General features: G+C 71.4%; 26 protein-coding genes and 1 pseudogene. 9 read left to right on the forward strand and 18 right to left on the reverse strand.

Annotated elements, in window-relative coordinates; genetic code table 11:
* Positions 1–687: glycerophosphodiester phosphodiesterase family protein (locus LE548_RS05435; RefSeq protein WP_225095478.1), on the reverse strand; the 687-nt coding region annotated here is incomplete at its 3' end.
* A gap of 441 nt (positions 688–1,128) precedes the next feature.
* Here LE548_RS05435 and LE548_RS05440 point away from each other — a divergent pair.
* Both LE548_RS05440 and LE548_RS05445 read left to right on the forward strand, forming a co-directional pair.
* Entirely contained in the window at positions 1,129–1,839 is a 711-nt protein-coding gene (locus LE548_RS05440; RefSeq protein ID WP_225095479.1) for a hypothetical protein, read from the forward strand.
* Between the two features lie 111 nt (positions 1,840–1,950).
* Positions 1,951–2,655 carry a Clp protease N-terminal domain-containing protein gene (locus LE548_RS05445; RefSeq protein ID WP_225095480.1) on the forward strand — a complete coding sequence of 235 codons (705 nt, stop codon included), beginning with the start codon at positions 1,951–1,953 and terminating at the stop codon, positions 2,653–2,655.
* 95 nt (positions 2,656–2,750) lie between these two features.
* Here LE548_RS05445 and LE548_RS05450 read toward each other — a convergent pair whose 3' ends face one another.
* The 3 genes from LE548_RS05450 to LE548_RS05460 form a co-directional block, all read right to left on the reverse strand.
* Positions 2,751–3,719 (reverse strand): phosphotransferase family protein, encoded by a 969-nt coding sequence (locus tag LE548_RS05450; RefSeq protein WP_225095481.1) that lies wholly within the window; start codon positions 3,717–3,719, stop codon positions 2,751–2,753.
* Positions 3,720–3,799: 80 nt separating this feature from the next.
* The gene (locus LE548_RS05455) at positions 3,800–3,937 is read right to left on the reverse strand and encodes a hypothetical protein (protein ID WP_225095482.1); all 138 of its coding nucleotides are present in this window, start codon (positions 3,935–3,937) and stop codon (positions 3,800–3,802) included.
* A gap of 27 nt (positions 3,938–3,964) precedes the next feature.
* Positions 3,965–4,399, reverse strand: coding sequence for a tautomerase family protein (locus LE548_RS05460; RefSeq protein WP_374116026.1), 435 nt, complete (start codon positions 4,397–4,399; stop codon positions 3,965–3,967).
* Here LE548_RS05460 and LE548_RS05465 point away from each other — a divergent pair.
* Positions 4,287–4,709 (forward strand): annotated as a pseudogene (locus LE548_RS05465) (YbfB/YjiJ family MFS transporter); the annotation flags it as partial. The gene LE548_RS05460 and the pseudogene LE548_RS05465 overlap by 113 nt on opposite strands.
* Positions 4,710–4,845: 136 nt before the next feature.
* On the opposite strand, the gene LE548_RS05470 reads toward LE548_RS05465, so the two are convergent.
* Genes LE548_RS05470 through LE548_RS05490 form a run of 5 tightly spaced genes read right to left on the reverse strand, consistent with a single transcriptional unit; the run spans position 4,846 to position 9,010 of the window.
* Positions 4,846–5,304, reverse strand: coding sequence for a Fur family transcriptional regulator (locus LE548_RS05470; RefSeq protein WP_225095484.1), 459 nt, complete (start codon positions 5,302–5,304; stop codon positions 4,846–4,848).
* Between the two features lie 13 nt (positions 5,305–5,317).
* The gene (locus tag LE548_RS05475; RefSeq protein ID WP_225095485.1) at positions 5,318–6,187 is read right to left on the reverse strand and encodes a metal ABC transporter permease; all 870 of its coding nucleotides are present in this window, start codon (positions 6,185–6,187) and stop codon (positions 5,318–5,320) included.
* On the reverse strand, positions 6,184–7,095 hold the full coding sequence (locus tag LE548_RS05480) for a metal ABC transporter permease (protein WP_225095486.1): 912 nt from the start codon (positions 7,093–7,095) through the stop codon (positions 6,184–6,186). The genes LE548_RS05475 and LE548_RS05480 overlap by 4 nt, the downstream gene beginning before the upstream one ends.
* On the reverse strand, positions 7,082–8,023 hold the full coding sequence (locus tag LE548_RS05485; protein ID WP_225095487.1) for a metal ABC transporter ATP-binding protein: 942 nt from the start codon (positions 8,021–8,023) through the stop codon (positions 7,082–7,084). The genes LE548_RS05480 and LE548_RS05485 overlap by 14 nt, the downstream gene beginning before the upstream one ends.
* Before the next feature lie 9 nt (positions 8,024–8,032).
* Positions 8,033–9,010: a metal ABC transporter solute-binding protein, Zn/Mn family gene (locus LE548_RS05490; RefSeq protein ID WP_225095488.1), complete on the reverse strand. Its 978-nt coding sequence runs from the start codon at positions 9,008–9,010 to the stop codon at positions 8,033–8,035.
* Between the two features lie 238 nt (positions 9,011–9,248).
* Here LE548_RS05490 and LE548_RS05495 point away from each other — a divergent pair, with 238 nt between their 5' ends.
* From LE548_RS05495 to LE548_RS05510, 4 genes are all read left to right on the forward strand, one after another.
* A complete protein-coding gene (locus tag LE548_RS05495; protein ID WP_225095489.1) occupies positions 9,249–10,736 on the forward strand; it encodes an alanine racemase in 1,488 nt (495 codons plus the stop codon).
* Complete coding sequence (locus LE548_RS05500) at positions 10,733–12,052, forward strand: pyridoxal-phosphate dependent enzyme (protein WP_225095490.1); 1,320 nt, start codon at positions 10,733–10,735, stop codon at positions 12,050–12,052. The genes LE548_RS05495 and LE548_RS05500 overlap by 4 nt, the downstream gene beginning before the upstream one ends.
* A gap of 5 nt (positions 12,053–12,057) precedes the next feature.
* Positions 12,058–13,266: an aminotransferase class V-fold PLP-dependent enzyme gene (locus LE548_RS05505; protein WP_225095491.1), complete on the forward strand. Its 1,209-nt coding sequence runs from the start codon at positions 12,058–12,060 to the stop codon at positions 13,264–13,266.
* A 93-nt stretch (positions 13,267–13,359) separates the two neighbouring features.
* A complete protein-coding gene (locus LE548_RS05510; protein WP_225095492.1) occupies positions 13,360–14,124 on the forward strand; it encodes a trans-aconitate 2-methyltransferase in 765 nt (254 codons plus the stop codon).
* A 16-nt stretch (positions 14,125–14,140) separates the two neighbouring features.
* On the opposite strand, the gene LE548_RS05515 is transcribed toward LE548_RS05510, so the two are convergent.
* The 8 genes from LE548_RS05515 to LE548_RS05550 form a co-directional block, all read right to left on the reverse strand.
* Complete coding sequence (locus tag LE548_RS05515; protein WP_225095493.1) at positions 14,141–14,533, reverse strand: SCO5389 family protein; 393 nt, start codon at positions 14,531–14,533, stop codon at positions 14,141–14,143.
* Positions 14,534–14,579: 46 nt separating this feature from the next.
* On the reverse strand, positions 14,580–15,539 hold the full coding sequence (locus LE548_RS05520; RefSeq protein WP_225095494.1) for an adenylyl-sulfate kinase: 960 nt from the start codon (positions 15,537–15,539) through the stop codon (positions 14,580–14,582).
* A 262-nt stretch (positions 15,540–15,801) separates the two neighbouring features.
* Positions 15,802–16,290 carry a carboxymuconolactone decarboxylase family protein gene (locus tag LE548_RS05525; protein ID WP_225095495.1) on the reverse strand — a complete coding sequence of 163 codons (489 nt, stop codon included), beginning with the start codon at positions 16,288–16,290 and terminating at the stop codon, positions 15,802–15,804.
* 417 nt (positions 16,291–16,707) lie between these two features.
* Positions 16,708–16,881: a hypothetical protein gene (locus tag LE548_RS05530; protein ID WP_225095496.1), complete on the reverse strand. Its 174-nt coding sequence runs from the start codon at positions 16,879–16,881 to the stop codon at positions 16,708–16,710.
* A 32-nt stretch (positions 16,882–16,913) separates the two neighbouring features.
* Positions 16,914–17,927: a methylmalonyl Co-A mutase-associated GTPase MeaB gene (gene meaB / locus LE548_RS05535; RefSeq protein ID WP_225095497.1), complete on the reverse strand. Its 1,014-nt coding sequence runs from the start codon at positions 17,925–17,927 to the stop codon at positions 16,914–16,916.
* Between the two features lie 14 nt (positions 17,928–17,941).
* The gene (gene scpA, locus LE548_RS05540) at positions 17,942–20,116 is read right to left on the reverse strand and encodes a methylmalonyl-CoA mutase (RefSeq protein ID WP_225095498.1); all 2,175 of its coding nucleotides are present in this window, start codon (positions 20,114–20,116) and stop codon (positions 17,942–17,944) included.
* The gene (locus LE548_RS05545; protein ID WP_225095499.1) at positions 20,116–21,921 is read right to left on the reverse strand and encodes a methylmalonyl-CoA mutase family protein; all 1,806 of its coding nucleotides are present in this window, start codon (positions 21,919–21,921) and stop codon (positions 20,116–20,118) included. The genes scpA and LE548_RS05545 overlap by 1 nt, the downstream gene beginning before the upstream one ends.
* Before the next feature lie 106 nt (positions 21,922–22,027).
* Positions 22,028–22,528: a MarR family winged helix-turn-helix transcriptional regulator gene (locus tag LE548_RS05550; protein ID WP_225095500.1), complete on the reverse strand. Its 501-nt coding sequence runs from the start codon at positions 22,526–22,528 to the stop codon at positions 22,028–22,030.
* 117 nt (positions 22,529–22,645) lie between these two features.
* Between LE548_RS05550 and LE548_RS05555 the strand changes: the two genes are divergently transcribed.
* Entirely contained in the window at positions 22,646–23,161 is a 516-nt protein-coding gene (locus LE548_RS05555) for a YceI family protein (protein ID WP_225095501.1), read from the forward strand.
* A gap of 19 nt (positions 23,162–23,180) precedes the next feature.
* On the opposite strand, the gene LE548_RS05560 is transcribed toward LE548_RS05555, so the two are convergent.
* Positions 23,181–24,944, reverse strand: coding sequence for a hypothetical protein (locus tag LE548_RS05560; RefSeq protein WP_374116027.1), 1,764 nt, complete (start codon positions 24,942–24,944; stop codon positions 23,181–23,183).
* 222 nt (positions 24,945–25,166) lie between these two features.
* On the opposite strand from LE548_RS05560, the gene LE548_RS05565 reads away from it, so the two are divergent.
* On the forward strand, positions 25,167–25,556 hold the full coding sequence (locus LE548_RS05565; RefSeq protein WP_225095502.1) for a cell division protein SepF: 390 nt from the start codon (positions 25,167–25,169) through the stop codon (positions 25,554–25,556).
* Positions 25,557–25,652 lie beyond the last annotated feature (96 nt).

Raw genomic sequence — 25,652 nt, forward strand, 5'->3', positions numbered from 1 at the left:
GGCCTCGACCAGCCGCTTCATGCCGGGCTGGTCGGTCACGCAGCCCACCAGGCCGAGCGTCCGGGCCAGCGTCAGGTCGCGCTCGTCGTTGACGGTCCAGGCCATCACGTCGATGCCGGCGGCGCCGCACTTCTCCACGATGGCCCGGTTCACGTGCCGCAGGTCCACGCTGACCAGGGTGGAACCGACCTTCTGGGCGCGGCCGACGAAGGTGTCGCGGTGCGCGCTGGGGCCTGCCACCAGCACGGTGCGGGCCTGTGGCAGCAGGTTGTGGATCTCGATCAGCGCCACGTCGTGGAACGACAGCACCGAGACCCGGTCCAGCAGGTCGCGGTCGGTGAGCACCTTGGCCAGCGACCGGGCGGCCGCCACGTCCTTGATCTCCGCCTGGATCGGCAGCGTCGGCCCGACGGCGTCCAGCACCTCCCCGAACGTGGGGATGCGCTCGCCGAGGCCGGCGTCGAGCTTCTTGAGCTTCCGCAGCTTCTGGTCGGCGATCGGACCGGAGCCGTTCGTCGTGCGGTCCAGAGTCTCGTCGTGCATGACGACCAGCTCGCCGTCCTTGCTCAGGTGCAGGTCCAGTTCGATGCCGTCCAGCCCCTCGCGTTCGGCCCGCAGGAAGGAGCGCAGGGTGTTCTCCGGCTCGGCGGCCATGACACCGCGGTGGCCGATGGTGAAGAAAGACACTCGGTTGCCGTCCTTGGGTGTGGTGGTCCGGGGCAGCCGCACGAGCGCCGTACCCCCGCCTGGCGGCGGGCGACCACCCGTGGGACGCCCCAGCCTAATGGGCCCGTCCGGCCGCGCGCTCCGGGCCGCCTGGACCGCGCCGGAGCGCGCCCCAGGACACAGAGCGAGTTGAGGGGCGAGGCGCTGGGGGGTCTGTGTCGAGCAGCACGGGCGGCGACTAGGGGCACGGCACGGCATGGCCGAGTGTGTTCGAGCACGAACTGCTACGCCGCGCCGCCCGGGCGGTCATGGGCGCTCCCCGAAGGGCACGGCGCACCGACGCAATGCGGCATGCCAGGTGACGGAACCGCCGTGCCGGGCGCGGGACGGGTGGGCGGGGGACGGATGACAGCCGCCGGAGGGCTCCGCATCGTTGTCGTCGGCTTCCAGTACCGTTCTGGCGTGTCCATGCCTCCGGCGCCGCAGTCGCCGTATCAGACGCCCCTCTCCCCCTGGGGCGCCCCACTCCCGGCCCCTCCGGAGAAGAGCCGGGTCGGCCTCATGGCCGGGATCATCGGCGGGGTCCTCCTCCTGATCGTGGCTCTCCTGGCGACGCTGGTGCTGGTAGGAAAGAAGATCGAGAATGGCCTTCCGCGGGCCGAGTACGCCTTGACCGTGCCCAGGGCAGTGCTCGACGGCGATGACGAGCTGACCAGGGACGAGTCCGCGACCCTGGGCCGGGCGATGAAGAGGAGTTGGAGCCGCAGCTGGGATGCCGAGGCCGTCCACGGTCTCGTCGCGAGGTACCGCCCGGTCAGCGGCGACCGGGGCGAGCTCACCGTGGCCGCCATGTACGGCCGGTTCAGGGACATCGCCGGGGTGCGCGCCCGCGTGCTGGCGGGCAACCGCGCCCGCGCCACCCAGGTGAAGGTGCTCGTGCCGCCGCAGGACGTCACCCCGTCCGGCTCCCGCGTCAGGGTCGACTGCGAGGTACTGACCCGGACCTGGGCCGACGGGGCGAAGCTCACCTACCCGGTCTGCGCCTGGGCGGACGGCAACACCTGGGGTCGGGTGGCGTACATGACCCTCGACACCGCGCTGAACGTCGACCTGAAGAACGAGGCCAGGACCACGCTCCGGATCCGCTCCGCGATGGTGAGGCCGATCAGGTGACCGTTCCCGCCGCCCGTGTCCAGCCTCAGCAGCTCCAGTGAGGGGGCCGGCGACAGGAACAATCGTCAATTACAAGTTGACGCTGAGGGGTCGTCAACTTACGATTGACGCATGAGCCCACTCGACATCAACCTCGCAGATCTGATCGCCCGTCTCGACGAGGAACTTCCCGGCGCCGACGACCTGGCCCGCATCAGCGAGGCGCGACTTCGTGCCCAGACGCTGTCCGACCTCGGTGACCAGCTCATCGACCACTACGTCAGCAAGGCCAAGCGGAGCGGCGCGTCATGGACCGAGATCGGCGACGCCATCGGGGTGTCCAAACAGGCCGCCCAGCAACGCCACGCGCCCAACCCGTTCGAGCGGTTCACCAACCTGAACCGGCACAGCATCGTGCTGGCGCAGGAGGCCGCCCGAACCCACAAGCACGACTTCATCGGCACCGAACACATGCTGCTCGGCCTGCTCGGCGAACCGCGGGGCCTGGCATACGAGGTGCTGGTGGGGAAAGCCGAGTCGGAGCAACGCGTCCGTGACGCGATCGAGGAAGCGATGCCGCCGGCCGGGAAGAAGGCGCCGCGGGGTCACATCGCGTTCCGGCCGGAGAGCAAGGAGGCCATCGAGCAGGCACTGCGCGCGTCGGCCGACCTCGGTCACGACTGGGTCGGCACGGAACACACGCTGCTGGGCCTGATCCGCGTCGAGGAAAGCCCGGCCGCGCAGATCCTGCGCAACCTCGGCTTCACGTCGGACGAGCTGCACGAGACGGTCAGGACCGAGATCGCCGAACGGCTCGCCGTGCGCGACGAGCAGTAACGAAACGGTCAGCCTCCGCGCAGGACCGAACCGCCACAGGCTTGTCACCCGCCATCGCCAAAAGCCTTGCAGCGCCCGGTGATGGCCGACGAACGTCAGGCCGGTGCACCGGGCAGGGCGCCCTGCCCGGTGACCGCGTTGCGGTTCAGCAGTGCTGCGCACCACCGGAAATGGCCGTCGCTGCCGTCCAGGCTGAACAGGTCGTAGGTGGTCAGGGCATATGCCGCCTGGTACAGCGCCAGCACCTCCGCGTCATAGCCCAGTGCCTCCGCGAACAAGCTGGTGAGTGCGGCCGTGTGGTGCTCCGCGTGGGGGCCGTACATGTCCCAGATCGCGGCCGTCACCGCTGCCTCGAACGCCGGGTCGCCGGCCGTGGTGAAGAAACCGAAGTCCAGGACCGCCACCGGAACTTCGGCGTCGTCGACGTGGACGTTGGGCGGGACCAGGTCGCCATGGACGGCCGTGACGGGCGTGGCGGGCAGGGCCCGCAACGCCCTGGTGGTCCGCTCGACCGCCACGGCCAGCCCGGGTACCGCCGCGGCGAGCACCTCCCCGTCGCGGCGGGTGGCACGCTCGACCAGGGCGGCGAGTGCGTCGGGGAAGCGGGTGTGGCCGTCCCACAGCGGGCGGTCGTCGCCCTGGACGGTCAGCTGCCGCATCGCGGGCGAGCCCGGCACGGACGCCAGGCCGCGCAGCACGGTGAGCAGGGTGCCGGTCTCGCGTGCGGGCATGTCCCGTGCCGGGGGCGTGTTCCCGGCGCCGCCGCGCAGGGGCGCCCCGGGCAGCTCGCGCTCGTAGGTGACAAGCACTCCGTCGCGCTCCTCGACGGCAAGGATCTGTGGGGTGGCGAACGGCAGCGGATGCCGCGCGATGTCCGCGTAGACCTGCCGGATCAGGCCGAGGCCGACCGGCGGCCGCCCGCTCCACACCTTGGCGACCAAGCCCTCGCCGAGCCGGTAGACCGCGCCCTCGACACCCGCGGCCAGCGGCTGCGGGTCACAGTGGCCTCGCGTGGCGAAGTACGCGAGCCAGTCGTCGGTGTGCCGTTGGAGGTGTTCGACCATGGGAGGCAGTACATCCCGCCGGCCTGGTCCGTGCACCTCCATAACGCCATGAGCGGGCCGCGCGCATGCGGGCCGGACCACTACCGCCGGCCGCGCTGCCGCACCGGGCCGCTGACCAGCGCGCCGTCGAGCCGGTACGCCAGGACATCCCCGACCATCCGCAGGCCGGACAGGTCCGCATCGACCTCCGCGTGGGCCCGAGGCGGCCAGGAGCACACGTGCGGTCGGTTGTGGGGCGGCCGTCGTCAGCGGCCGGGGACGGCCAGGTCGCCCTCGACGTACTGGGCGCGACCGAAGCCGAAGGACCAGTCCTGAGGGCCGTTCTCGATGATGCCGATGAAGACGTCCTCGCCGGCGATGCCGAGAGGTTCCAGCTGCTTGGCGATGGTTCGGAAGAGCTGTTGCTTGACCTCGGTGGTGCGTCCCGCCTGGGTGAAGATCTGGATCATCACCAGCTGGTCGGTCCGCTCGAAGCCCAGGCCCGCGTCGAGGGCCATGATGTGGTCCGCGTCGTGCTCGGTGATGACCTGGAACCGGTCCCGCTCGGGGACCTCCAGGACATCCACGATCCCCCGGTGTGCCGCGTCGGCGCTCTGCTCGCCGCGCTCGCCTGGCCCCTGGCCCCACCGCCGGAACCCAGGGGCGGCCGAGGCGGCCACGAGGACCGAACGGCCACGCACTCACCGCTGGTTCCTCGCGCTGCTCGCCAGCTACACCTTCGAAGGCATCGGCTACATCATCGCCGGCACCTTCCTCGTCGCCGCGATCCAGCAGGGGGTCAAGGGCTGGCTCGGCTCCGGGGCCTGGATCGTGGTCGGCCTCGCCGCCCTTCCCTCGTGCGCGCTGTGGACCCGGCTGGCCCGCCGCTGGTCCCGGCCGGCCCTGCTGCTCACCTCGCTGACCATCCAGGCCGTCGGCATCGCCCTGCCGGCGCTGCTGGGCGGTGCCACGCCCGCGCTCGTGTCCGCCGTGCTGTTCGGCGCCACCTTCATGGGTGTCAGCACGATGGCACTGTCCATCGGCACCCACCTTCAAGTGCCCCGCGCCAGCAGGAGTCACCGCCGCCGCTCGTGCGGGTGGATACCTGTGGTTGTGCTCTGCGCCGGCGGGGGCATGGCGCCCGGGTTCACTGCCGTGCGGCTGCCGCGGGCGTTCTGCCGCAGTCCGGGCACAGCCCGGACAGCTCCACCGTGTGCCGGACGTTCGCGAACCCGGAGGTCCGTGCGATGGTGTCGGCCCATTCCTCCACCGGTCCGGAGTCGACGGGGCGGCTCAGGCCGCATTCGGTGCAGATGAGGTAGTGGCGGTGTTCGGGGCCGGGGCGGTAGCGGAAGAGGCGTTCACCGCTGGTGTCGCGGACCATGTCGGCCCGGCCGGCGGCGGCCAGGGCGGTCAGGGTGCGGTAGACCGTGGAGAGGCCGACCGGTGAGCCTGCGGCGGCGAGTTGGTTGTGGAGGGTTTGGGCGCCGACGAAGCCCTCGGCGCGGATGAGGGCCTCGACGACGACGGTGCGTTGCTGGGTGTGCCGGCCGATCAGCGTGACGTCGGCTGATGGTGTGGGGGTGGGCTGCCGGTCGGGTTCCATCGGGTGCCTTCGCTCAGGTGCCGCTGGGGACGGCAGTTCGCATACGAGGGCCGGGAGCGGGCCGTCGTATGAGGAACGTCGCGGCGTATACGGCCGTGGCGGCGGCCATGATGGCGAAGCTCGGCGGCATCTTCGGCACCGTGTACGAGGCGAACAGTCCCGCCCACATCTCCAGCACCGCCAGAGCGGCGGAGAGGGCGAGTGCCCGGTAGGGGCGGTCGGTGAGGCGGATCGCGGCGCCGGCGGGGGCGGCGAGCAGGCCGAGCAGCAGCAGGGAACCGACCGCCTGCGTGGCCTCGGCGGCGCTGATCCCGGCCAGGGCGAGGAAGCCGTACCCGAGAAGGCGGACCGGTACGCCGCGGGCGGCGGCCACGGCCTCGTCGAGCGTGGCGAACAGCAGCGGCCGCGCGATCAGCACCACCAGCAGGCCGACCCCGGCGGCCACCAGGGCGGCGGCGGCCGCGCTGCCGGAGGAGAGGCCGTAGATGGAGCCGAACAGCACACTCACGCCGGCGGTGCCGTTCGTGGTGCTGCGGGAGGTGGTGTAGAGGGTGATGAAGAAGGCGCCCAGGCCCAGGATCCAGGAGAAGACGCTGCCGATGACCACGTCGTCGGGCCGGGCCGTGCGGCCGAGGGTGCCGAAGAGCACCGCCACGGCGATGGTGGCGGCGAACAGCCCGAGCCGCAGGTCGGCACCGAAGGCGAGGGCGGCCATCGCGCCGGTGAAGGCGACATGACTGAGCGCGTCGCCGGTGAAGACCTGGGCCCGCAGGACGAGGAAGTAGCCGACCAGTCCGCAGGCCGCGGCGATGGCGGTTCCGGCGAGGAAGGCGTGCAGGAAGAACGGGTGGGACAGCGGGGAGGCGGCGAGCAGGACGGTCATGCGACCACCTCCTTGGCGGCAGGCGTGGGCCCGGCTCCGGTGCGGCTGAGTACCTCGCGCAGTGCACGCCGGCCCAGCGCGAGCAGGTATCCGGCGAAGGCGATGGACGTCACGAAGAAGCCCAAGGGGTAGGGGGAGTAGTAGGCGGCGGTCAGCCCGAGCCAGGTCGCGGCGAAGGCCAGCAGGACGGCCAGGGCCAGACTCAACGCCGGGCGGGCGGTGAGGACCTGCGCGGTGGCGGCCGGGATCACCATGAGGGCGAAGACCAGCAGGGTCCCGGTGATCTGGCTCGCCTCGGCAGTGGCCGCGCCGAGCAGGACGAGGAAGACCACGGACAGCGTGCGGACCGGCACTCCGCGCCCGGCGGCGACCTGTGGGTCGATGGACGCGAACAGCAGTGGTCTGCCGATCAGCGCCAGCACCGCGAGCACCACCGCACCGACCACTGTCAACACGGTCACCTGGGAGGAGGTGATGCCCAGGAAGGTGCCGAAGAGGATGGTCTGCGGCCCCTCCAACAGCCCCCGGTACAGGGCGGTGAACAGGAACCCGGACGCGAGCAGGAACGCCTGCACGGTCCCGGTCAGCGCGGAGTCCTCGTGCTCACCGCCACCGCGCAGGGCCGCGATGACCAGCGCAGCGGCCACGCACAGCGTGAAGTAGCCGTAGACCGCGCTGAACCCGAGCAGGAGCGCCCCGGCCGCGCCGGGGAAGGCGACGGCGGAGACGGTGTGCGCGGCGAACGTCTGCCGGCGCAGCACCACGAACCAGCCCACGACCGCGGAGACCACGGCCACGACCGCGCCGGCGCGGAACGCGTTGACCATGAACGGGTAGGACCACATGTCCTGGAAGTCGGTGAGGAGGTTCCACGACCAGGCCGGGGCCCCCGTCTCAGCGAGCCTCATGACCGCTCCCCGGGGTCTCGTGCCGGTCGGTGTGCACCGCGGGGGGCTCCGGCTGGCCCACCACGACCAGCCGGCCGCCCGAGGTCCGCAGCACCTCGACCGGTGTGCCGTACAGCCGGGTCAAGGTCTCGGAGGTGATGACCTCCGCGGGAGTGCCGGTGGCGGCGCCGCCCTCGGCCAGGTACACCACCCGGTCCAGGTGGTGCAGTATCGGGTTCACGTCATGGGCGACCATGACCACCGAAACGCCCTCCTGGTGGCAGATGCGCCCGATCAGCGCCGCGACCGCGCTCTGGTTGGGCAGGTCGAGGCTGTCCAACGGCTCGTCGAGCAGGAGCAGTTCCGGCCTTCGGACCAGTGCCTGGGCGATCAGCAGCCGCTGCTGCTCGCCGCCGGAACACTGCCCGATCGGCCGGTGTGCGTACGCCGACGCCCCGACCAGCTCGATCACCTCGTCCACCCGTGCACGGGCGGCCCGCCGGCGTGCACTCGGGAACGGCAGGGGCACCCCCCACCGGTCACCGTCCAGGCCCATGCGCACTACATCGATGCCGCGGATGCGCAGGGTGGCGTCGAAGCTGCGGCGCTGCGGCAGGTAGCCGATGCGGTCGTTGGCCTGCCCGGGCCGGGCGCCGAGCACCTGAACCTCGCCGGCCGCCGCGGGCAGGGCGCCGAGCAGGACCTTGATCATGGTGGACTTGCCGACGCCGTTGGGGCCGAGGACGGTGGTGAACTCGCCGGCCCCGATGCGAAGGTCCACGCCCGACCACAACGTACGGCCGCCGACCCGTACGGCGGCGTCGCGCAGGGCGACCACCGGATCGCTTCCGGTTCCTGTGGCCGTGTCATGACCCCCGCTTCGGCGGCCGGGGACGGTGTGGCCGCTGGTGTGTGTGACGGCTTCGCGGGCCTTCGCTATCGGGTTCATGGCTTCAGTTCACTTCCCGGTCGCCTTGGCCAGGGCCTGCTCGATGCCCTGGAGCTGGGCGGTCTGCCACTGCTGGAAGGTGGCCCCGGCGGGGGTCAGGGTCTCGGTCACCGTGGCGACCGGGATGCCCTGCGCCTTGGCCTCCTTGACCTGCGCCTGCACGTCCGGCGTGGAGTTCTGGGAGTTGTAGACGTAGATCTTGATCTGCTTGGTCTTGATCTGCTGGTCGATGGTGGCCTTGTCCTTGGCCGTGGGGTCGGACCCCTCGCTCATCGCGTCCAGGAACGTCTCCGGGGTGAGCATCTTCAGCCCCAGGCCCTCGGCGAGCGGGGTGACGATGGACTCGGAGGCGCCGATCGGGGTTCCGGCGTACTTGGCCTTGATGCCGGCGATCAGCTTGTTGTAGTCGGCGAGGGTCTTGGTCTCGAAGGTCGTCTTCTGCTGGTCGAAGTACGAGGCGTCGGCCGGGTCGGCCTTCTTGTAGTCGGCGGTGATCTTCTCGATGACCTGGTGGACGTTGTCCGGGGAGTACCAGCGGTGCGGGTTGCCGCCGGGCTTGATCCCGACCAGGTCGCCGACCTTCAGCTCGGTCCGCCCGCTGCCGGGGTTGGAGGCGAGCAGTTTGTCGGCCCAGGCGTCGTAGCCGATGCCGTTGACGATGGCGTACTGCGCGCCGGCCACGGTGCGGGCGTCGGCGGCGGTCGGCTCGTAGTCGTGCGGATCGGTGTCCGGGTTGGTGATGATGCTGTCCACCTTCACGTGGCTGCCGCCCAGCTGGGAGGCGATGCTGCCCCAGAAGTTCTCCGCCGCCACCACCTGGATGGTCTTGCCCGAGCCGCTGCCGCTGCCGGTAGCGGCGGTGTCGGTGGTGTGCGAGGAGGAGGTCGAGCAGGCCGTCGCCGTCACGGCCGTCAGGGCGGCCGTCGCGGTGACCAGTGCGATCCTCGTGGACGGCCGGGCGGAACGGGAGGCGGGGGCGGTGGACATGCGGAACTCCTTCGAGCGGTACCGGGCACGCGGCGGCCACGCGCCGGCCGGGTGACGACACCTTCGACGCTAGATGGAAACGATTTTCAGATCAATGGCAGATGAAAACCGTTGCCATCTTTTGACCGGGTGTACGACGGCGGCCATCCGGCGCTTTCCGCCCACTCGGGGAGTTTCGGGGGGTAAACCGACCGGAGGAGGGGAAGGGTGCCTACGGCGTGCCGGGGGAGGGCCGGGTATGGGCGGGCAGCCCTTGTATCTCGCACCGCGGCTGGGGGAGAGGCTGCGCTCCCTGCTGGAGTCCCGCGAGCTGCTGCACACCCTCACCGACGCCCTCGGATCTCCGCTGAACATGGTCGTGCCCGAGCAACTGGCCGCCAATCTGGAGCGGTTCCGGGCGGTGTACGGCAGACATCACCTCTCGGGTCAGGTGTTCTTCGCCCACAAGGCCAATCGCTCCAGTGCCCTGCTGCGGCGGCTGGCGGCCACCGATGCCGGTGTGGACGTCGCCTCGCTGGGGGAGCTCCAGCACGCGCTCGGCGCCGGCTTCACCCCCGACCGCATCATGGCCACCGGTCCGAAGAATCCGGAGTTCCTGTGGCTGGCCGCGCGCACCTCGGTCACCGTCGGGGTCGACAGCCGGGAGGAGCTGGAGCAACTCGCCCTGCTCGGCCGTAAGTTCGCACTCCCTCCGCTGCGCGTCCTGCTCCGGCTGTCGGGGTTCGAGGCGGCCGGCGTGCGGGTGCTGAGCCGGCGCAGCCGTTTCGGAACACCGCTGACGGAGCGGGAGGGGCTGCTGGAGGCGGTCGAGCGGCACGGTGCCGCCGTGGAGTTGGCGGGCGTGGCCTATCACCTGGACACGACGAGCGTCACGGAGAAGGCGACGGCGCTGGAGGGCTGCCTGCGGGTGCTGGAGGAGTGCCGGAGCCGGGGCCTGCGGCCCTCGATCGTGGACATCGGCGGCGGGTTCGGCGTCGACTACCTGGCCGACGGCGGGCAATGGGAGCGGTACACGACCGAGCTGACCGGTGCCGTCCTGGGCACCCGGCCGCCGCTGACCTGGGACGGACACGGCTACGGACTGCGCAACGAAGGCGGCACGCTCCGCGGATCCCTCGGCCTCTACCCCGCCCACCGCCCGGTCGCCGGGCCGCACTACCTCGACGAACTCCTCGCGCACCCGGCCGCGTCCTTCGGCGGCCGGCCCCTGGCCGCGCTGCTGCTGGAGCACCTGTACGACCTGTACGCCGAGCCGGGCCGGGCCCTGCTGGACCAGTGCGGGCTGACCCTGGCCACGGTGCTGGAGGTGCGCGAGCCGGAGAACGGCGGCGAACTCCTCGTACGGCTCGCGGCCAAGGCCGACGACATCGCCCTGGAGGAGCACGGGGTGCTCATGGACCCCGTCGTCGTCCCCCGGTGCCCGGCGCCGGCGGACACGGGACCCGTCGCCGTCCACCTGTTCGGCACCCGGTGCCTGGAAACCGACCTGATCACGCGTCGGACCGTGTTCCTGCCGCGCCGGCCCGGACCGGGCGACCTGCTGGCGTTCACCAACACCGCCGGCTACTGCATGGACTTCCACGCCACGCACGCCCAGCGACAGCCGGTCGCCCGCAAGGTCGCCGCCTGGGAGGAGGGCGGTGCGTGGCGCTGGTGCCTGGACGACCGGTACTGGCCGACCACTTCCATGGACCCACGAGGCTTCGACATGGGGGGAGCGCAGTGAGGTACGACAGCATCACCGAGGCCATCGGCAACACTCCGCTGGTGCGCATCGACCCGGCCGTGCACGGCCTGCGGAACATCGACCTGTACGCCAAGCTGGAGCTGCTCAACCCGTTCGGCTCGGTGAAGGACCGGGCCGCCTGGAACATGGCCGGCCCGCAGCTGACCGAGGCAGCGGCACGCGGCAGCCAGGTCGTGGAGCTGTCCAGCGGCAACACCGCCAAGGCCCTGGCCGTCCTCGCCGGGATGCACGGCCTGACCTTCAAGAGCGTCACCAACCGGATGCGGGTCCCGGAGATCAAGGACCTGCTCCTGCTGCTCGGCGCGGAGATCGAGGAGCTGCCGGGCCAGAGCGAATGCCTGGACCCCACCGCCACCGACGACCCGCTGACCCTGTTCCACCGGACCCTGTCCGAGCCCGGCAGCACCTATCTGCACACGGACCAGTACTTCAACCCGCGCAACACCGAGGCTCACCTCGCCGGCACCGGGCCGGAGATCGTCAAGGACCTGGACGGCCGCTCCCCGGACTGGTTCATCGCCTGCGTGGGGACGGCGGGTTCCTCCACGGGCGTCGCCCGCGTCCTGCGCGAACACGATCCCGCCGTACAGGTCCTCGGGCTGGTCGCGGCCAAGTCCGACTTCATCCCCGGCATCCGCACCATCGACGAGGCACATCAGGTGGGTCTGTTCGATCCAGGCACCTACGACGCGATCGAGGCGGTGAACTCGGACGACGCGATCGAAGGAATGCTGACCCTGAACCGTCGTTGCGGCATCCTGGCCGGACCCACCGGAGGCGCCGCCTACTTCGGCGCCGTACGCACGCTGAGGACCGTCGACAGCGAGACGACGGAGCGCCGGACCGCCGTCTTCATCGTCTGCGACCGTATCGAGAGCTACCTGAGTTACGTACGGCAGCGCCGCCCCGACCTGTTCGGCCGCCCCCGCCGCGCCAACTCCCCGGCCCTCCTCACCGACGCCGAGGTACAGGCGGCGCCCGCCATCGGTGTCACGGACGCCCGGACGTGGATCGCCACCGGCACCCCTCTCGTGGTCGACCTGCGCAGCCCCTACGCCTTCGCCGCCCTGCACATCGACGGCTCGGTCAACATCGTCGACGAGCTGTTCGAGGAGCTGCTGCACGGCGGACTGCCCTTCAGCCGCAGTCGTCCGGTGCTGCTGGCCTGTCCGGTCGGGGAGAAATCGGCCCGATACGCCGCACTGCTGACGCGGATGGGCCACCCGGACGTGCGCAGCCTGGCCGGCGGCATCATCGCCTGGCGCGATGCGGGCGCTCCTCTGGTACGGGACTGACCCCCATGACCACGTGTGCCGACAACACAGCTGTCATAGCGGAGTTGACGGAGTGGCAGCGCGCGCTGCGGGACCGGTTCCCGATCGTCACGGGGCACCCGGATCTGGCCTACCTCGACAGCGCGGCCACCTCCCAGAAACCCCAGGCGGTCCTCGACGCCGTCCAGACCTACCTCACCACCACCAACGCCAACGCCGGACGCGGCACATACCCGTGGGCCAACCGCACCACGGCCCTCGTCGAGCAGACCCGTGACCGGGTCCGGCGCTTTCTGGACGATCCGGCTCCGCAGCGGTCGGCCGTGCACTTCACCAGCGGCACCACCGAAGGGCTGCGTACGATCGCCCGCGACTGGCTCCCGGGGTTCCTCGCGGACGGTGACGAGATCGTCGTACCCGTCGCCGATCACCGGGCCAACATCGAGCCCTGGCTGGAGACCCAGCGGCAACTGGCCCGCGAGGGCACACGCATCCGTGTCCTGCCGATGCCCTACCAGCGGGCGTCCGGCGACTACGACCACACCGCCCTCGCCCGGCTCGCCGGACCGTGCACCAGGTTCGTCGCCGCCACCCAGGTCCACCACGTCTACGGCGGCGACATGAACATCCACCGGATCCGGGAGGCGGTCGGCCCGGACGCGGTCATCTGCCTGGACGCCGCCCAGAGCATCGGTCACGTGCCGGTGTCCGTGGCCGGCCTGGACGTCGACTTCGTCGCCTTCTCCGGGCACAAGGCCCTGGCCCTGCCCGGCTCGGGGGCCGTCTGGGCCCGCCAGACGCGCGGCCCGGAGTTCGTGCCCGGCGGCTGGTCCGGCACTCCCAACACCGTCGGAATTGTCTCGCTGGCCGCCGCCCTGGACTGGCTCCAGGCCGCGGGCACGGACCGCATCGAACGCTGGACGGTCGCCCTGGCCGCCCGCCTCACCGACGGGCTGCGCCGCCTCGACGCGTACGAGGTCCTCGGCTGCCGGGCCAGCCTGGCCGCCGACTCACCGGTCCAGCGGCGCCGGGGGATCGTCACCTTCCGGCACCGGGAGATCGGCTCCGGCGACCTGGGGTTCATTCTCTTCAGCCATGGCTTCATGGTCCGCTGCGACCACCACTGCCAGGGCAGTGCCGGGGAGGAGAGCGAGTCGGTGCGGGTGAGCCTGCACGTCTACAACACCGTCGAGGAGATCGACCGGTTGCTGTCGGTCCTTGCCTCTCTCGGGTGACAGGCACCCATGCAGTGTAATGGAAACCGTTTCCAGTTGTAGGGTGCCCGAGCAAGGGGACCGCAACGCGAGACGGCAAGGTGGCGCGACCGGATGGGACTGAGCCTGGCGACGGCCGAGAAATGGGTGGAGCGCTGGGAACTCCAGCAGCAGCGGTACGCCGTCGACCGCGAGGACCGCTTCACCGTGATCGCCGATGTCGTCGAGCACAGCACGGCGGACCGCACGGACCGGCCCCTGGTCGTCGACCTCGGCTGCGGCCCCGGCTCGCTGGCGGCCCGCCTGGCCCGCAGGCTGCCGCACGCGGACATCGTGGCCGTGGACCGGGACCCCCTGCTGCTGGAGCTGGCCCGGACCCACCACGCCGACGCGGCCCGCTACGTCGACACGGTGATCGGCGAGGGCGGCTGGACGCGGGCCCTGGCCCTCGACCGCCCACCGGACGCGGCCGTTTCGACGACCGCCCTGCACTACCTGGCCCCGGACACGCTGTACCGCGTCTACCGGGAACTCGCCGGGCTGCTGCGGCCTGGCGGCGTCCTCGTCAACGGCGACCACTTCCCGCCGGACGACGCCGTGCTGGCCGAGCTGGCGGGGTGCGTGGGACGGCGCCGGGCCGAGCGGCAGCGGGCCTTCGCCCAGGAGGACTGGGCCTCCTGGTGGACGGCCGCCGCCGCGGACCCCGAACTGGCCGACCTCGTCGCCGAACGCGACAGGCGGCAGCCGGCCACCGGCACCGACAGCGCCGCCCGCCTGTCCTTGTCCGGCCACATCCGCCTGCTGCGGCGGGCGGGGTTCGGGCGGGCCGGTGCCGTCTGGCAGTACGGGGACAGCGGTGTCGTCGTCGCGATCCGCTGACCCCGCCGCCGGTGGATCAGCAGTCGCGGAACTCCGGCGACTGGTTGAGGATCTGGGAGCGCAGGGAGGTGAAGCGGGTGTGGGTCTCGCCGCCGCGCGCCTCCGGGTGGAAGGCCGCGACCCGGTGGCAGTTCTGGAAGGCGAGCGCGATGCCGAAGTGGCGCTCCAGGCTGCCGCGGATGGCGTCGCTGGACAGGGCGCGCAGCAGCTGGCCGCGCTCCTTCTCGGAGGGCGGCGGAGTCTGGTTGTCGGCGAACTCCGCCGAACCGGACCGCAGTTCGTCCGCCAGGCGGGCGATGAGGTCGTAGGCGTACGGCAGGGAGGTACGCACCGTTTCCACGAAGTCCTGCTCCCGCACCTCGCCGTTCTCGGCTTCGGCGAGCAGCTGCGGGGAGACGTCGAGTGACATGAAGGGCTGTCCTGTTCTGTGGTTCTGGTCGTGAGGCGGCTGGGGGTCAGGCGAGAGCGGTCAGGGCTGCGGGGCCGTGCCGGAAGTCCGGGTCGACCTGGCCGGCGAGGTCCTGGCCGGTGGCCTCGTCGGCCCAGGCGGCGGCGTTGCGCAGGTGGAACTCCACGGCGTGCCTCTGGAAGGTGGCCCAGTCCTTGGGGCGGGCGTCGACGGCCGTTCGCAGCAGGTCCAGAGTGCGGGTGTTGTGCGGTTCCAGCCCGCCGTGGCCGCGGCCCTGTTCCTGGGCGCGTACGTAGGGGGACTGCTCGCAGTGCGCGAGCAGGTCGTCGCCGACGTGCTCCTTGAGGAAGAGCAGGTCGTCCTCGCCGGTGACCTTGTTGCCGACGACGGCGACCGGGATGCCGAACTCGGCCGCGTGGTCCCGGTACTGGCGGTACACGGAGACACTCTTGCGGGTCGGCTCGACGACCAGGAACGTCATGTCGAAGCGGGTGAACAGGCCGGAGGCGAAAGCGTCGGCGCCGGCGGTCATGTCGACGACGACGTACTCGCCGGGGCCGTCGACGAGGTGGTTCAGGTACAGCTCGACCGCGCCGAGCTTGGAGTGGTAGCAGGCCACCCCCAGATCGCTCTCGCCGAAGGCGCCGGTGACCATCAGCGGGACCCCGCCGACCGCCTGGACGTGGTGGCGGTGGATCTCGTCGTCGCCGAGCAGTCGCAGCAGCCGGGAGCCGCGTCCGGGCGGGGTCGTCTTGACCATGGCGCCGCGGGACGGGATCCGCGGATTGGCGCCCCGCAGGTAGTCCTTGATCTCGCCGGTGCGCGCGCTGAGCGGCGGCGCGGCGAAGCCCTCGTCCTCGTCGAGGCCGAGGGCGTGGGCCAGGTGCTGGTTGATGTCGCCGTCGATCGCGACGACCGGCGCGCCCGAGCGCGCCAGATGACGGGAGAAGAGGGCCGACAGGGTCGTCTTGCCGCTGCCGCCCTTGCCGACGAAGGCAACGCGCATGGTCAGCCACTTCCTGTATTGAAAATGGGTGTCATGAGCATTAGGTTGGGGCTGCGGCCGAGCGCTTTCAAATCGACAGATCCCCAACTCGCCGATGGCTACAGCGAGTTGGGGTCCATGCGGAGGAGGAGCGGAGATGAGCGATACCGCAGCCGGCCGTCAGGGCCATCGCCAGGCGCCGGACTCCCGCACCGTCGTCCTCACGCGACCGCTCCTGCCGTGGCCAGGCAGCCGGCGAAGCCGTGCTCCTGGAAGGATCAGGTCAGTCCCACTGCTGGTCGGCGAGAGAGCTGACCGGCTGCGGCTTGCCGATGACGGCCAGGGCGATGAAGAAGCTGATCTGGCCGATCGCGATGGTGAGGGTGGCCAGCGCCTTCTCGTCGTAGTGCTTCGCGACCTCGGCGTACAGTTCGTCGGAAACGCGCTCCTTGCCGTGCGGCGCGGGCTGGAGGGTGGCCTCCACCAAGGCCAGGGCGGCACGTTCGGCGTCGCTGAAGTACGGAGCGTCCTGCCAGGACGAGACGGCGGTGATGCGCTCCTCGGACACACCGGCCTTCCGCAGGAAGCCGGTGTTCAGGATCGTCAGATAGGTGTTGCCGACGATCTGCCCGGCACGCAGGTGGACAAGGCTCATCGTGGTGCGCGGCACCGAGCGGTTGCCGGTGGCCCTGAACAGAGCGGCGCTGATGTCGTTCAGCTCGGGCACGAACTCGGCCGGGTTCGGCATCCGGGAGATCGAGGTGTTCGTCACGACTGCACTCCTTTGTATCAACCTGATCAACAACTTCACCGCACTGACGAACCGGCTCACCAGGATGTGACAGGCACCCGGAAAAATTCTTTCCCGGCGCGCTCCGGACCTGGTCAGGACGCTGCGTTCCGGGACAAGAGGGCGGCACGGACTCCGGCGCAGGCGTGCGGCCGCGATCTCGGCCGTACGGCGGGCGGCGCCGCTGGAGTTCGTCAGCGGCGGCGGCACCGGCCGTCTGGAGATCACGGCCTCCGGACCCGCCGTCAACGAACTCGGCGCGGGCTCGGGCCTCTACGGGCCCGCCCTCTTCGACACCTGCCGCGGCTTCCTGCCCCGGCCGCCGTGTTCTTGCGGTTCACCCGCCTCGAAGGCGCCGGCGAGGTCCGGACCCCGCTCACGGCCCTGACGCCGCGCATCTCACCGACGGACCATTGCCGACCTGCCGACCTGCCGACCTGCCGACCTGCCGACCTGCCGGCTTGCCGGCGCGTCGACCGCGGCCGTGACGCGTTCGGGTCCGTGCTCCGGGCCGGCCGGCGCGGTGTCGATGGTGTCGACGAGCGGGTCGATGTCGACGTGTTCGGCGTCCATCGCGTCCAGCAGGGCCGGATCCCATGAAGCCCTCAGGAGTTCGCCGAACCCTCCGAACCCGCCGTACCCCCCTCGAACGCCGCCAGGATCCGTTCCGCCGCCAGAGTCGCCGTCAACGTGCCCTCCCTGACCCGCTGTTCCAGGCCCGGCGCAGCCGCCCGTACCGCCGGCGCCGCGTGCAGACGGCCGAGGAGTTCGTCGCGGACCATCGACCAGGTCCACTCCACCTGCTGGTCGCGGCGCTTGGCGGTGAGGCGGCCGGTGGAGTCCAGCAGGGTCCGGTGCTGCTCCAGGCGTTCCCACACCGTGTCCAGACCCGTCGACTCGCGGGCGCTGCAGTGCAGGACCGGCGGGGTCCAGAAGGCGTCCTTGCCGTGCATCAGGCGCAGGGCGCCGGTCAACTCCCGTGCGGCTGCCCGTGCGTCCCGCTCGTGGGGCCCGTCCGCCTTGTTGACGGCGATGACGTCGGCCAGTTCCAGGACGCCCTTCTTGATGCCCTGGAGCTGGTCGCCGGTGCGGGCGAGAGTCAGGAGCAGGAAGGTGTCGACCATGTCCGCGACCGTGGTCTCCGACTGGCCCACACCCACCGTCTCCACGAGGATCACGTCGTAGCCGGCCGCCTCCATCACGACCATCGACTCCCGGGTGGCCTTCGCGACCCCGCCCAGCGTGCCCGCGCTGGGGGAGGGGCGGACGAAGGCCGCCGGGTCCACCGACAGGCGCTCCATTCTGGTCTTGTCGCCCAGGATGGAGCCGCCCGTGCGGGTCGAGGAAGGGTCGACCGCCAGGACCGCGACCCGGTGGCCCAGTGACGTCAGCATCGTGCCGAACGCGTCGATGAACGTCGACTTGCCGACGCCCGGCACCCCGCTCACACCGATCCGGCGTGCCCGGCCGCTGTGCGGCAGGAGCTGCGTCAGCAACTGCTGTGCCAGGACGCGGTGTTGGGGGCGGGTGGACTCCACCAGGGTGATGGCGCGGGCCACCAGTGCCCGCCTGCCGTCCAGCACGCCCTTCACATACGTGTCGAGATCGATCGATGCCACCCCGAGAGCCCCCGCTACAGCTCGTGGCCCAGGTCGGCCGACAGCCGCTTCACCAGGTCGTACGCCGCGTCCGGGATCACCGTCCCGGGCCCGAACACGGCCGCCGCGCCCATCTCCAGCAGCGTCGGCACGTCCTGCGGCGGGATCACTCCGCCGACGACGACCGTGATGTCCTCGCGGCCTTCCTCCGCCAGCTTCTCCCGCAGCGCCGGGACCAGGGTCAGGTGACCGGCCGCCAGGGAGGACACCCCGACCACGTGGACGTCGGCCTCGACCGCCTGGCGGGCGACCTCCTCCGGCGTCTGGAACAGCGGGCCGACGTCCACGTCGAAGCCGAGGTCGGCGAAGGCGGTCGCGATCACCTTCTGGCCGCGGTCGTGGCCGTCCTGGCCCATCTTGGCGACCAGGATGCGCGGCCGCCGCCCCTCGGCCTCCTCGAAGGCGTCCACCAGGGCACGGGTGCGGTCGACGTTCGGGGACTCGCCTGCTTCGTTGCGGTACACGCCGGAGATCGTACGGATCTGGCTCGCGTGCCGGCCGTACACCTTCTCCAGGGCGTCCGAGATCTCGCCGACCGTCGCCTTGGCGCGGGCCGCCCGCACGGCCAGTTCCAGCAGGTTCCCGGTGCCCTCGGCGGCCCGGGTGAGGGCGTCGAGCGCGTCCTGGCAGGCCGTCTCGTCCCGTTCCGCCCGCAGCCGGCGCAGCTTCTCGATCTGCTGGGCGCGTACGGCCGAGTTGTCGACCTTGAGGACCTCGATCTGCTCGTCGCTGGCGACCCGGTACTTGTTCACGCCGATCACCGGCTGGCGGCCGGAGTCGATGCGGGCCTGGGTGCGGGCCGCGGCCTCCTCCACGCGGAGCTTCGGGATGCCCGCGTCGATGGCCTGGGCCATGCCGCCCGCCTGCTCGACCTCCTGGATGTGCTGCCAGGCCTTGCGGGCGAGGTCGTAGGTGAGCCGTTCGACGTACGCGCTGCCGCCCCAGGGGTCGATGACCCGGGTCGTGCCCGACTCCTGCTGGATGAGCAGCTGGGTGTTGCGGGCGATGCGCGCGGAGAAGTCCGTCGGCAGGGCGAGGGCCTCGTCCAGGGCGTTGGTGTGCAGCGACTGGGTGTGGCCCTGGGTCGCCGCCATCGCCTCCACGGCCGTACGCGTGACGTTGTTGAACACGTCCTGCGCGGTCAGCGACCAGCCCGACGTCTGCGAATGGGTACGCAGGGACAGGGACTTGGTGTTCTTCGGGTCGAACTGCGACACCAGCTTGGCCCACAGCAGCCGGGCCGCGCGGAGCTTGGCGATCTCCATGAAGAAGTTCATGCCGATCGCCCAGAAGAAGGACAGGCGCGGGGCGAACGCGTCCACGTCCAGGCCCGCCTCACGTCCCGCGCGGATGTACTCCACGCCGTCCGCGAGCGTGTACGCCAGCTCCAGGTCGGCCGTCGCGCCCGCCTCCTGGATGTGGTAGCCGGAGATGGAGATGGAGTTGTAGCGGGGCATCCGCTGCGAGGTGTACGCGAAGATGTCGGAGATGATCCGCATCGACGGCTTCGGCGGATAGATGTAGGTGTTGCGGACCATGAACTCCTTGAGGATGTCGTTCTGGATGGTCCCGGCCAGCTTCTCGGGCGGTACGCCCTGTTCCTCCGCCGCCACGATGTACAGCGCCAGCACCGGCAGCACGGCGCCGTTCATCGTCATCGACACCGTCATCCGGTCCAGCGGGATGCCGTCGAAGAGCTGGCGCATGTCGAGAATCGAGTCGATGGCCACGCCCGCCATGCCGACGTCACCGGTCACGCGCGGGTGGTCGCTGTCGTAACCCCGGTGCGTGGGCAGGTCGAAGGCGACGGACAGGCCCTTCTGGCCGGCCGCGAGGTTGCGCCGGTAGAACGCGTTGGACTCCTCGGCGGTGGAGAAGCCCGCGTACTGGCGGATCGTCCAGGGCTGGTTGACGTACATCGTCGGGTACGGGCCGCGCAGATAGGGCGCCATGCCCGGGTAGGTGCCCAGGAAGTCCAGGCCCTCCAGGTCACGGCCGGTGTAGAGCGGCTTGACCCCGATGCCCTCCGGGGTCTCCCACAGCGGCGCTTCGCCGCCGGCCGCCCGCTCGACGGCCGCCTGCCACTCCTCGGTGCTGCCGTCGGCGGCCGGGGTGCCCAGCTCGATGCCGGAGAAGTCGGGGATTCCCATCAGGACACTCCCATGCGGTCGAGGGTCGAGGACAGGATGTCCACGGCGTCGCAGCCCGTGAAGACATACGCGTCGATGCCGGCGTAGTCGCCCCGGCCGGCGAGGAACACGTGCCGGGCACCGGCCGCGCGCAGCGACGCGGCGGTCTGCTCGGCCTGTTCGGCGTAGCGGCCGTCGCCGGCGCACAGTACGGCCTCGGTGGCGCCGCTCTCCTCGAAGCTTCCCTCGGTGACCGGCTCGATGCCGCCCGCCTGGAAGAGGTTGGCGGCGAAGGTCGCGCGCGCGGTGTACTCGGCGGCCGGGCCGAGGGTGGCGAGGTAGATCCGGGGGCGGGCGCCGGTCGCCGCGAGGTGGGCGTCGGAGCGGGCGCGCAGCTCCTCGTACGCCTCGTCGCGGCGCACCCGGGGCAGTCCGCCGGACGGCGGCTCGGGCGCGGGCTCGCGCTCCACGGGCTTCTCCGCCAGCAGCGGGAACTCACTGACCCCGGTGATGGGTTCGCGGCGCCTGGCGAGCCTCTTGGAGCGCTCCGCCCAGGTCGTCGCGAGGTCGGTGCGCAGCCGGCCGGAGCGCAGCACGGCCGCCTGGCCGCCGTCGCGCTCGATCGACCGGAAGAACTCCCAGGCGGACCGGGCGAGTTCGTCGGTCAGCGTCTCGACGTACCAGGAACCGCCCGCCGGGTCGATGACCCGGGCCAGATGCGACTCCTCCACCAGGATGGTCGATGTGTTGCGGGCGATGCGGCGGGCGAACACGTCGGGCAGGCCGAGCGCGTGGTCGAACGGCAGCACGGTGACGGAGTCGGCGCCGCCCACCCCGGCGGCCAGTGTTGCGACCGTCGTGCGGAGCATGTTCACCCAGGGGTCGCGGCGGCTCATCATCACCGGCGAGGTCACCACGTGCTGCACCTGGGCGCCGGGCGCGCCGCAGACCTCCGCGACCCGGGCCCACAGCCGGCGCGCGGCGCGCAGCTTGGCGATGGTCAGGAACTGGTCGGCGGTGGCCGCGTAGCGGAACTCCAGCTGGGCGGCGGCCTGTTCGACGCCGAGGCCGGCCTCGGTCAGCTCGCGGAGGTAGGCCACGCCGGTGGCGAGGGAGGCGCCCAGCTCCTGCGCGGCGGAGCCGCCCGCCTCGTGGTACGGGAGCGCGTCGACGGTGAGCGCGCGCAGGCCCGGGTACCGCTCGGCGCAGCGCGCGGCCAGGGCGGCGTACGGCGCGAAGCCGAGGGCGGTGCCGGTGCGGGCCTCGTAGCCGAGCGGGTCGCCGCCCAGGTTGCCGCGTACGGCCTCGGCGGCCACGCCCTTCTCGGCGTACAGCGCCAGCAGTGCCTCGGCGGCGGCCTCGGTGTCGCGGCCCGCGTCGAGGACGACCGGCGCCAGGTCGAGATAGACACCGTCGAGGGCGCGGGGCAGGTCGGCGACCGGGAAGCCGCCCTCGCCGAGCACCAGCCACAGGGAGGTGCCGCCGTTCTCCAGGTCGGCCAGCACGGCGGCCGCCGTGTCGACGGGTGCCGCGTGCCGCTGCCGTACGTCCCAGCCGCCGGCGATGCCGCCCTCGGGGCGGCCGCCGCGCACATACGGGGCGAAGCCGGGCAGGCCGGCGTCGGGCGCGGCATCGCGCGCGGTGTAGAGGGGCCGGGTGCGCAGCCCGTCCTCCAACGTCGTGGACAGGGCGTCCTCAGCTGCCGTGCCCGAGACTTCCTTGCCCGACTTGCGCAGCACGCCCTCGACCAGGCGTTGCCACTGCTCGTGCGTCGCGTCAGGGAACTCGGCGGCCAGTGAGAGCCCGTCGTCAGGCAGGACCGTCATGCTCGGATGCTAGGGCAGGGGGCTCAAGTGAGGGTGAAGCGCGGGCTGTGAGGTTTCCCTCCTTACACCTGTGACCTGCGCCTCTCGTTCGGCGGTCGACGACTTTTCAGTCCTCTGTGTCCGCTACGTCCGGTACGAGCGCGCACATCGCCGCGCGCTGCTCGGTGCCCATCGAGTCGGCGAGGGCCTGCCGGACGGTCCCGGCGAGCAGGGCGGACGTCTCGCGCAGCAGCTCGCGCGCCTTGTCGGTGAGGGCGACCTCCACGCCCCGCTTGTCGCCGCACACGGAGCGGCGGCTGACCAGACCGGACCGCTGGAGGCAGGCGATCTGGTAGGTGAGCCGGGTCTTGGGGCGGCCGAGGAGGTCGGCGACCTGGGTCATGCGCAGTCCGGTGCGCGGCCGTTCGGCCAGCAGGCACAGGATCAGGAACTCGTCGTGGGAGACGTCGAGGGTCTCCTTCACGACCGTACGCATCCGCTGCTCCACCGCGCCGGTCGCCGCCAGCAGCACCATCCACGCGCGCAGCTCGTCCGGGAGCAGCCGCTCACCGCTCTCGGCCGAGGGACATGCGGGCTGGTCGGAGAGGGGTGCGTCGGCGGCTGTCATGGAGGAAGTCTACCTGTTGTGCAAATTTGGACGACTGGGTTGTTCAAAATTGGATGAGCGGCTAGCGTGGGGGTCCGGAAGTCATCCAAATTTGAATCATCAGTCGGGAGCACGATCATGACCGTCGCCGTGGAAACCGGTACCTGGCAGCTCGACCCCAGCGCGTCCACCGTCGCGCTGCGGCACAAGACCATGTGGGGCCTGGTCACCGTGAAGGGCGCGTTCACCACGATCAGCGGCGGGGGCGAGGTGCACCCCGACGGCTCGGCCAGCGGCACCGTGACCCTGGACGCCGCCTCCCTGGACACCAAGCACACCAAGCGGGACACCCACCTGCGCTCGGCGGACTTCTTCGACACCGACCGGCACCCGGAGATCACCTTCGCCGTCCGCGGCGCCGACCGCCTCGACGACGACGGCGTGCGGGTCACCGGTCAGCTGACCGTACGGGGCATCAGCCGGCCGCAGACGTTCACCGCGCGCCTGGCCTCGACGGCGGCCGACGGGGTCACCCTGGAGGCCGAGTTCGCCGTGGACCGCGAGCAGTTCGGCATGGGCTGGAACCAGCTCGGCATGATGCGCGGCCTGACCACGGTGACGGCCACGCTGCGCTTCACTCGGACGCCGGCCTGAGGCTCCCGGGAAGCCCCGCTCAGCCCTTCAGGCCCAGCTCGGCGCCTGTCACGTCCTTGGTGGAGAGCGTCTGCGGAGTCGCCGTGAAGGCGCGCAGCCGGAAGCGGGTGCTGTTCTTCGGGGGCAGCGGGAAGCTGCCGTCGGGCGCCCGCAGGACGACGGTCGCCGTGCTGTGCGCGGGGATCGTGGCCGGGCCGTGCGTGAGCGACCAGTACTTGCTCATGCCCTGGCCCGTCGTGAGCATGTAGTGCGGAGTGAGCGCGCTGCCGCCGGAGTTGGTGACCTTCAGGGTCAGCGCGGACAGCGAGTGCGCCGAGTCGTGCCGGGCCTTCGTGATGCCGATGCGCAGCGGCGGCCTGCCGGTCACCGCCAGGGTCGCGCTGACCAGCGCGGGCAGCACCAGCGCCACCACGGCCGCGGCCAGGGCCTGCTTGCGGCGTGGGCCCGTCAGCCACCGCGGCCGCGGCTGCCACGCGCCCGAGAACTCCGCCAGGGGCGTGGTGATCGCCGCTGCGAGCCACAGCGGCGTCATCAACAGGTAGTAGCCGTCCTGCGAGCGGGTCGCCAGGTAGAAGGCCAGCCAGGGCAGCACGGTCGCGGCCGGGCCGAGCCGCCGCACGAACAGCACGAACAGCGCCAGCAGAGCCGCGGCGAGCAGCATGCTCGCGTGGCCGTACCAGTCGAGCCGGTCGCTGCCGTGGGTGAAGTACAGGGAGATGCCCACCAGGCCCTGCCCGTGCAGCACCGCACCCTGGGTCAGTGGCAGGGCGATGCCCCGGATCCAGGGACCGGGCTCGGTCACGATCAAGTACGCGTTGATCAGCAGCCAGGTGAGGACCGCGATCCCCGTGATCCGCAGCACCACACGCGCCGCCTCCCGCCCGCCCAGCTCACCCCGGCGCACGGCGTAGATGCCGGCCAGCAGGAACGGGGTCACGAACCACGGCAGTTGCTGAGCCGCGCACGCGGCGCCGAGACACGCGGCCCGGGCGATCCCCGGGGCGCCCAGCCGGCCCCCGGCGCCGAGCCGTGGCCAGCGTACGACCACCGGCACCAGCAGGACCAGGCCGACGATCGCGGGATAGCCCTGGCGGGCGTACATCGGCAGGAAGCCGAACCCCAGGAGGACCATCGTGGCCGCCGAGCGCCACGGCACCGGCAGCAGCCGCCACATCAGGACCGCGCCCACGACCAGCACGACGGTCACCGCCGCTGTCGCCGGAATGCCGCCGTGGCCCACCCACAGGAACGGCAGGATGAGCAGCGGGGTCAGCGGCGGATAGCCGTACGTGAAGTCGTACCCGCCGTCTGTCGTCGGCGTCAGCGCGACGCTCGGGTCGCGGAACAGCCACGGCCAGGGATTGTCGTACACCTGATGGCCGTTCATGATCTCGCGCGCGGCCTGGGTGCTCAGGACCGCCTCGTCGCCGCCGGCGTGGTTGAGCGCCCAGGTGCACAGGACGAGTGCGATCGCCGTCACCAGGACCACCAGGTCGAGGCGGGCGAGCGAGCGCGCCCGGCGGACCGTGAGCGCGAGCACGCCGGTCACCAGGATCGCGGCGTAGCAGACGGAGATGACGGCCGCGAGGACCAGCCGGTGCGTGGCTGCCTGGGTCCACACCGTCCGGGTGCCGATGAACAGGCTGACGTCGGCGAGCAGGGTCAGCACGCGATGCCACTGCGCGGGCGCCCCGGGGGCATCGGCGCGTGGTCCCGGAACGGCGGACACCGCCGACTGCGTCCGCCGGCCGGGTGTCACCTGCGGTGTTTCTGCCAAGTGCACGGGCCGGACGGTACCGGCGGCACATGAGCGCCAGATGGACGCGTGTGAAAACTTCGATGAGGCAGAGGTGATCGGCGGGCGTAATCGCACATACAGCCCAGGTCGGGCAGCCGCGGGTCACCGGATCGGTCGCAGACCGTGTCGTTGTTGGGCCGAACGGGTGACTTGGCGTAAGAATTGACCGGTGCAGGCATTGAGTGCGAGTCAGGTCGGGGGGAGCCGGTGAGCCGTTACGACGTCACCGATGAACAGTGGGAAGGGCTCGCCCAGGTCGTGCCGCTACGGGGCCGGGACGCCTGGCCGTCCGCGGTGGACCACCGCGCGCTGCCGGACGCCGAGACCGAGACCCGGCGCCGGTTCGTGGTTCTGCGCGTCAACGTCTTCGCGGACGCCCGCGAGGTCGCCGAGACCCTGATGGCCGGTGCGCCGGTCCTGCTCGACCTGTCCGGCGCGGAGACCGAGGTCGCCAAGCGCGTCCTCGACTTCAGCACGGGCGTCGTCTTCGGCCTGGGCAGCGGCATGCACCGCGTCGACCGGAACGTGTTCCTGCTCACCCCGCCCGGAACCGAGGTCAGCGGGCTGATGGAGGGGGCGGGGGTCTCGGAGGGCTGAGCCCCGCCGAGTCCCCCGCCCGCACGCCACGTCCCCCGGCCGACGGCACGTCACCCGGCGGACGTCCCCCGATCGTAGGAAGGTCCGCAGGGCAAA

It is taken from the genome of Streptomyces sp. CoH27, assembly GCF_020181035.1.
GTDB classification, from domain to species: Bacteria; Actinomycetota; Actinomycetes; order Streptomycetales; family Streptomycetaceae; genus Streptomyces; species Streptomyces camelliae.

Bases quoted from the DNA above. Each gene is read 5' to 3' on its own strand.
- LE548_RS05445 (WP_225095480.1), top strand. From the start codon at position 1,951: ATGAGCCCACTCGACATCAACCTCGCAGATCTGATCGCCCGTCTCGAC.
- LE548_RS05450 (WP_225095481.1), bottom strand. From the start codon at position 3,719: ATGGTCGAACACCTCCAACGGCACACCGACGACTGGCTCGCGTACTTC.
- LE548_RS05470 (WP_225095484.1), bottom strand. From the start codon at position 5,304: ATGGAACCCGACCGGCAGCCCACCCCCACACCATCAGCCGACGTCACG.
- LE548_RS05475 (WP_225095485.1), bottom strand. From the start codon at position 6,187: ATGACCGTCCTGCTCGCCGCCTCCCCGCTGTCCCACCCGTTCTTCCTG.
- LE548_RS05480 (WP_225095486.1), bottom strand. From the start codon at position 7,095: ATGAGGCTCGCTGAGACGGGGGCCCCGGCCTGGTCGTGGAACCTCCTC.
- LE548_RS05485 (WP_225095487.1), bottom strand. From the start codon at position 8,023: ATGAACCCGATAGCGAAGGCCCGCGAAGCCGTCACACACACCAGCGGC.
- LE548_RS05490 (WP_225095488.1), bottom strand. From the start codon at position 9,010: ATGTCCACCGCCCCCGCCTCCCGTTCCGCCCGGCCGTCCACGAGGATC.
- LE548_RS05495 (WP_225095489.1), top strand. From the start codon at position 9,249: ATGGGCGGGCAGCCCTTGTATCTCGCACCGCGGCTGGGGGAGAGGCTG.
- LE548_RS05505 (WP_225095491.1), top strand. From the start codon at position 12,058: ATGACCACGTGTGCCGACAACACAGCTGTCATAGCGGAGTTGACGGAG.
- LE548_RS05510 (WP_225095492.1), top strand. From the start codon at position 13,360: ATGGGACTGAGCCTGGCGACGGCCGAGAAATGGGTGGAGCGCTGGGAA.
- LE548_RS05515 (WP_225095493.1), bottom strand. From the start codon at position 14,533: ATGTCACTCGACGTCTCCCCGCAGCTGCTCGCCGAAGCCGAGAACGGC.
- LE548_RS05520 (WP_225095494.1), bottom strand. From the start codon at position 15,539: ATGCGCGTTGCCTTCGTCGGCAAGGGCGGCAGCGGCAAGACGACCCTG.
- LE548_RS05530 (WP_225095496.1), bottom strand. From the start codon at position 16,881: ATGGACGCCGAACACGTCGACATCGACCCGCTCGTCGACACCATCGAC.
- scpA (WP_225095498.1), bottom strand. From the start codon at position 20,116: ATGGGAATCCCCGACTTCTCCGGCATCGAGCTGGGCACCCCGGCCGCC.
- LE548_RS05545 (WP_225095499.1), bottom strand. From the start codon at position 21,921: ATGACGGTCCTGCCTGACGACGGGCTCTCACTGGCCGCCGAGTTCCCT.
- LE548_RS05550 (WP_225095500.1), bottom strand. From the start codon at position 22,528: ATGACAGCCGCCGACGCACCCCTCTCCGACCAGCCCGCATGTCCCTCG.
- LE548_RS05555 (WP_225095501.1), top strand. From the start codon at position 22,646: ATGACCGTCGCCGTGGAAACCGGTACCTGGCAGCTCGACCCCAGCGCG.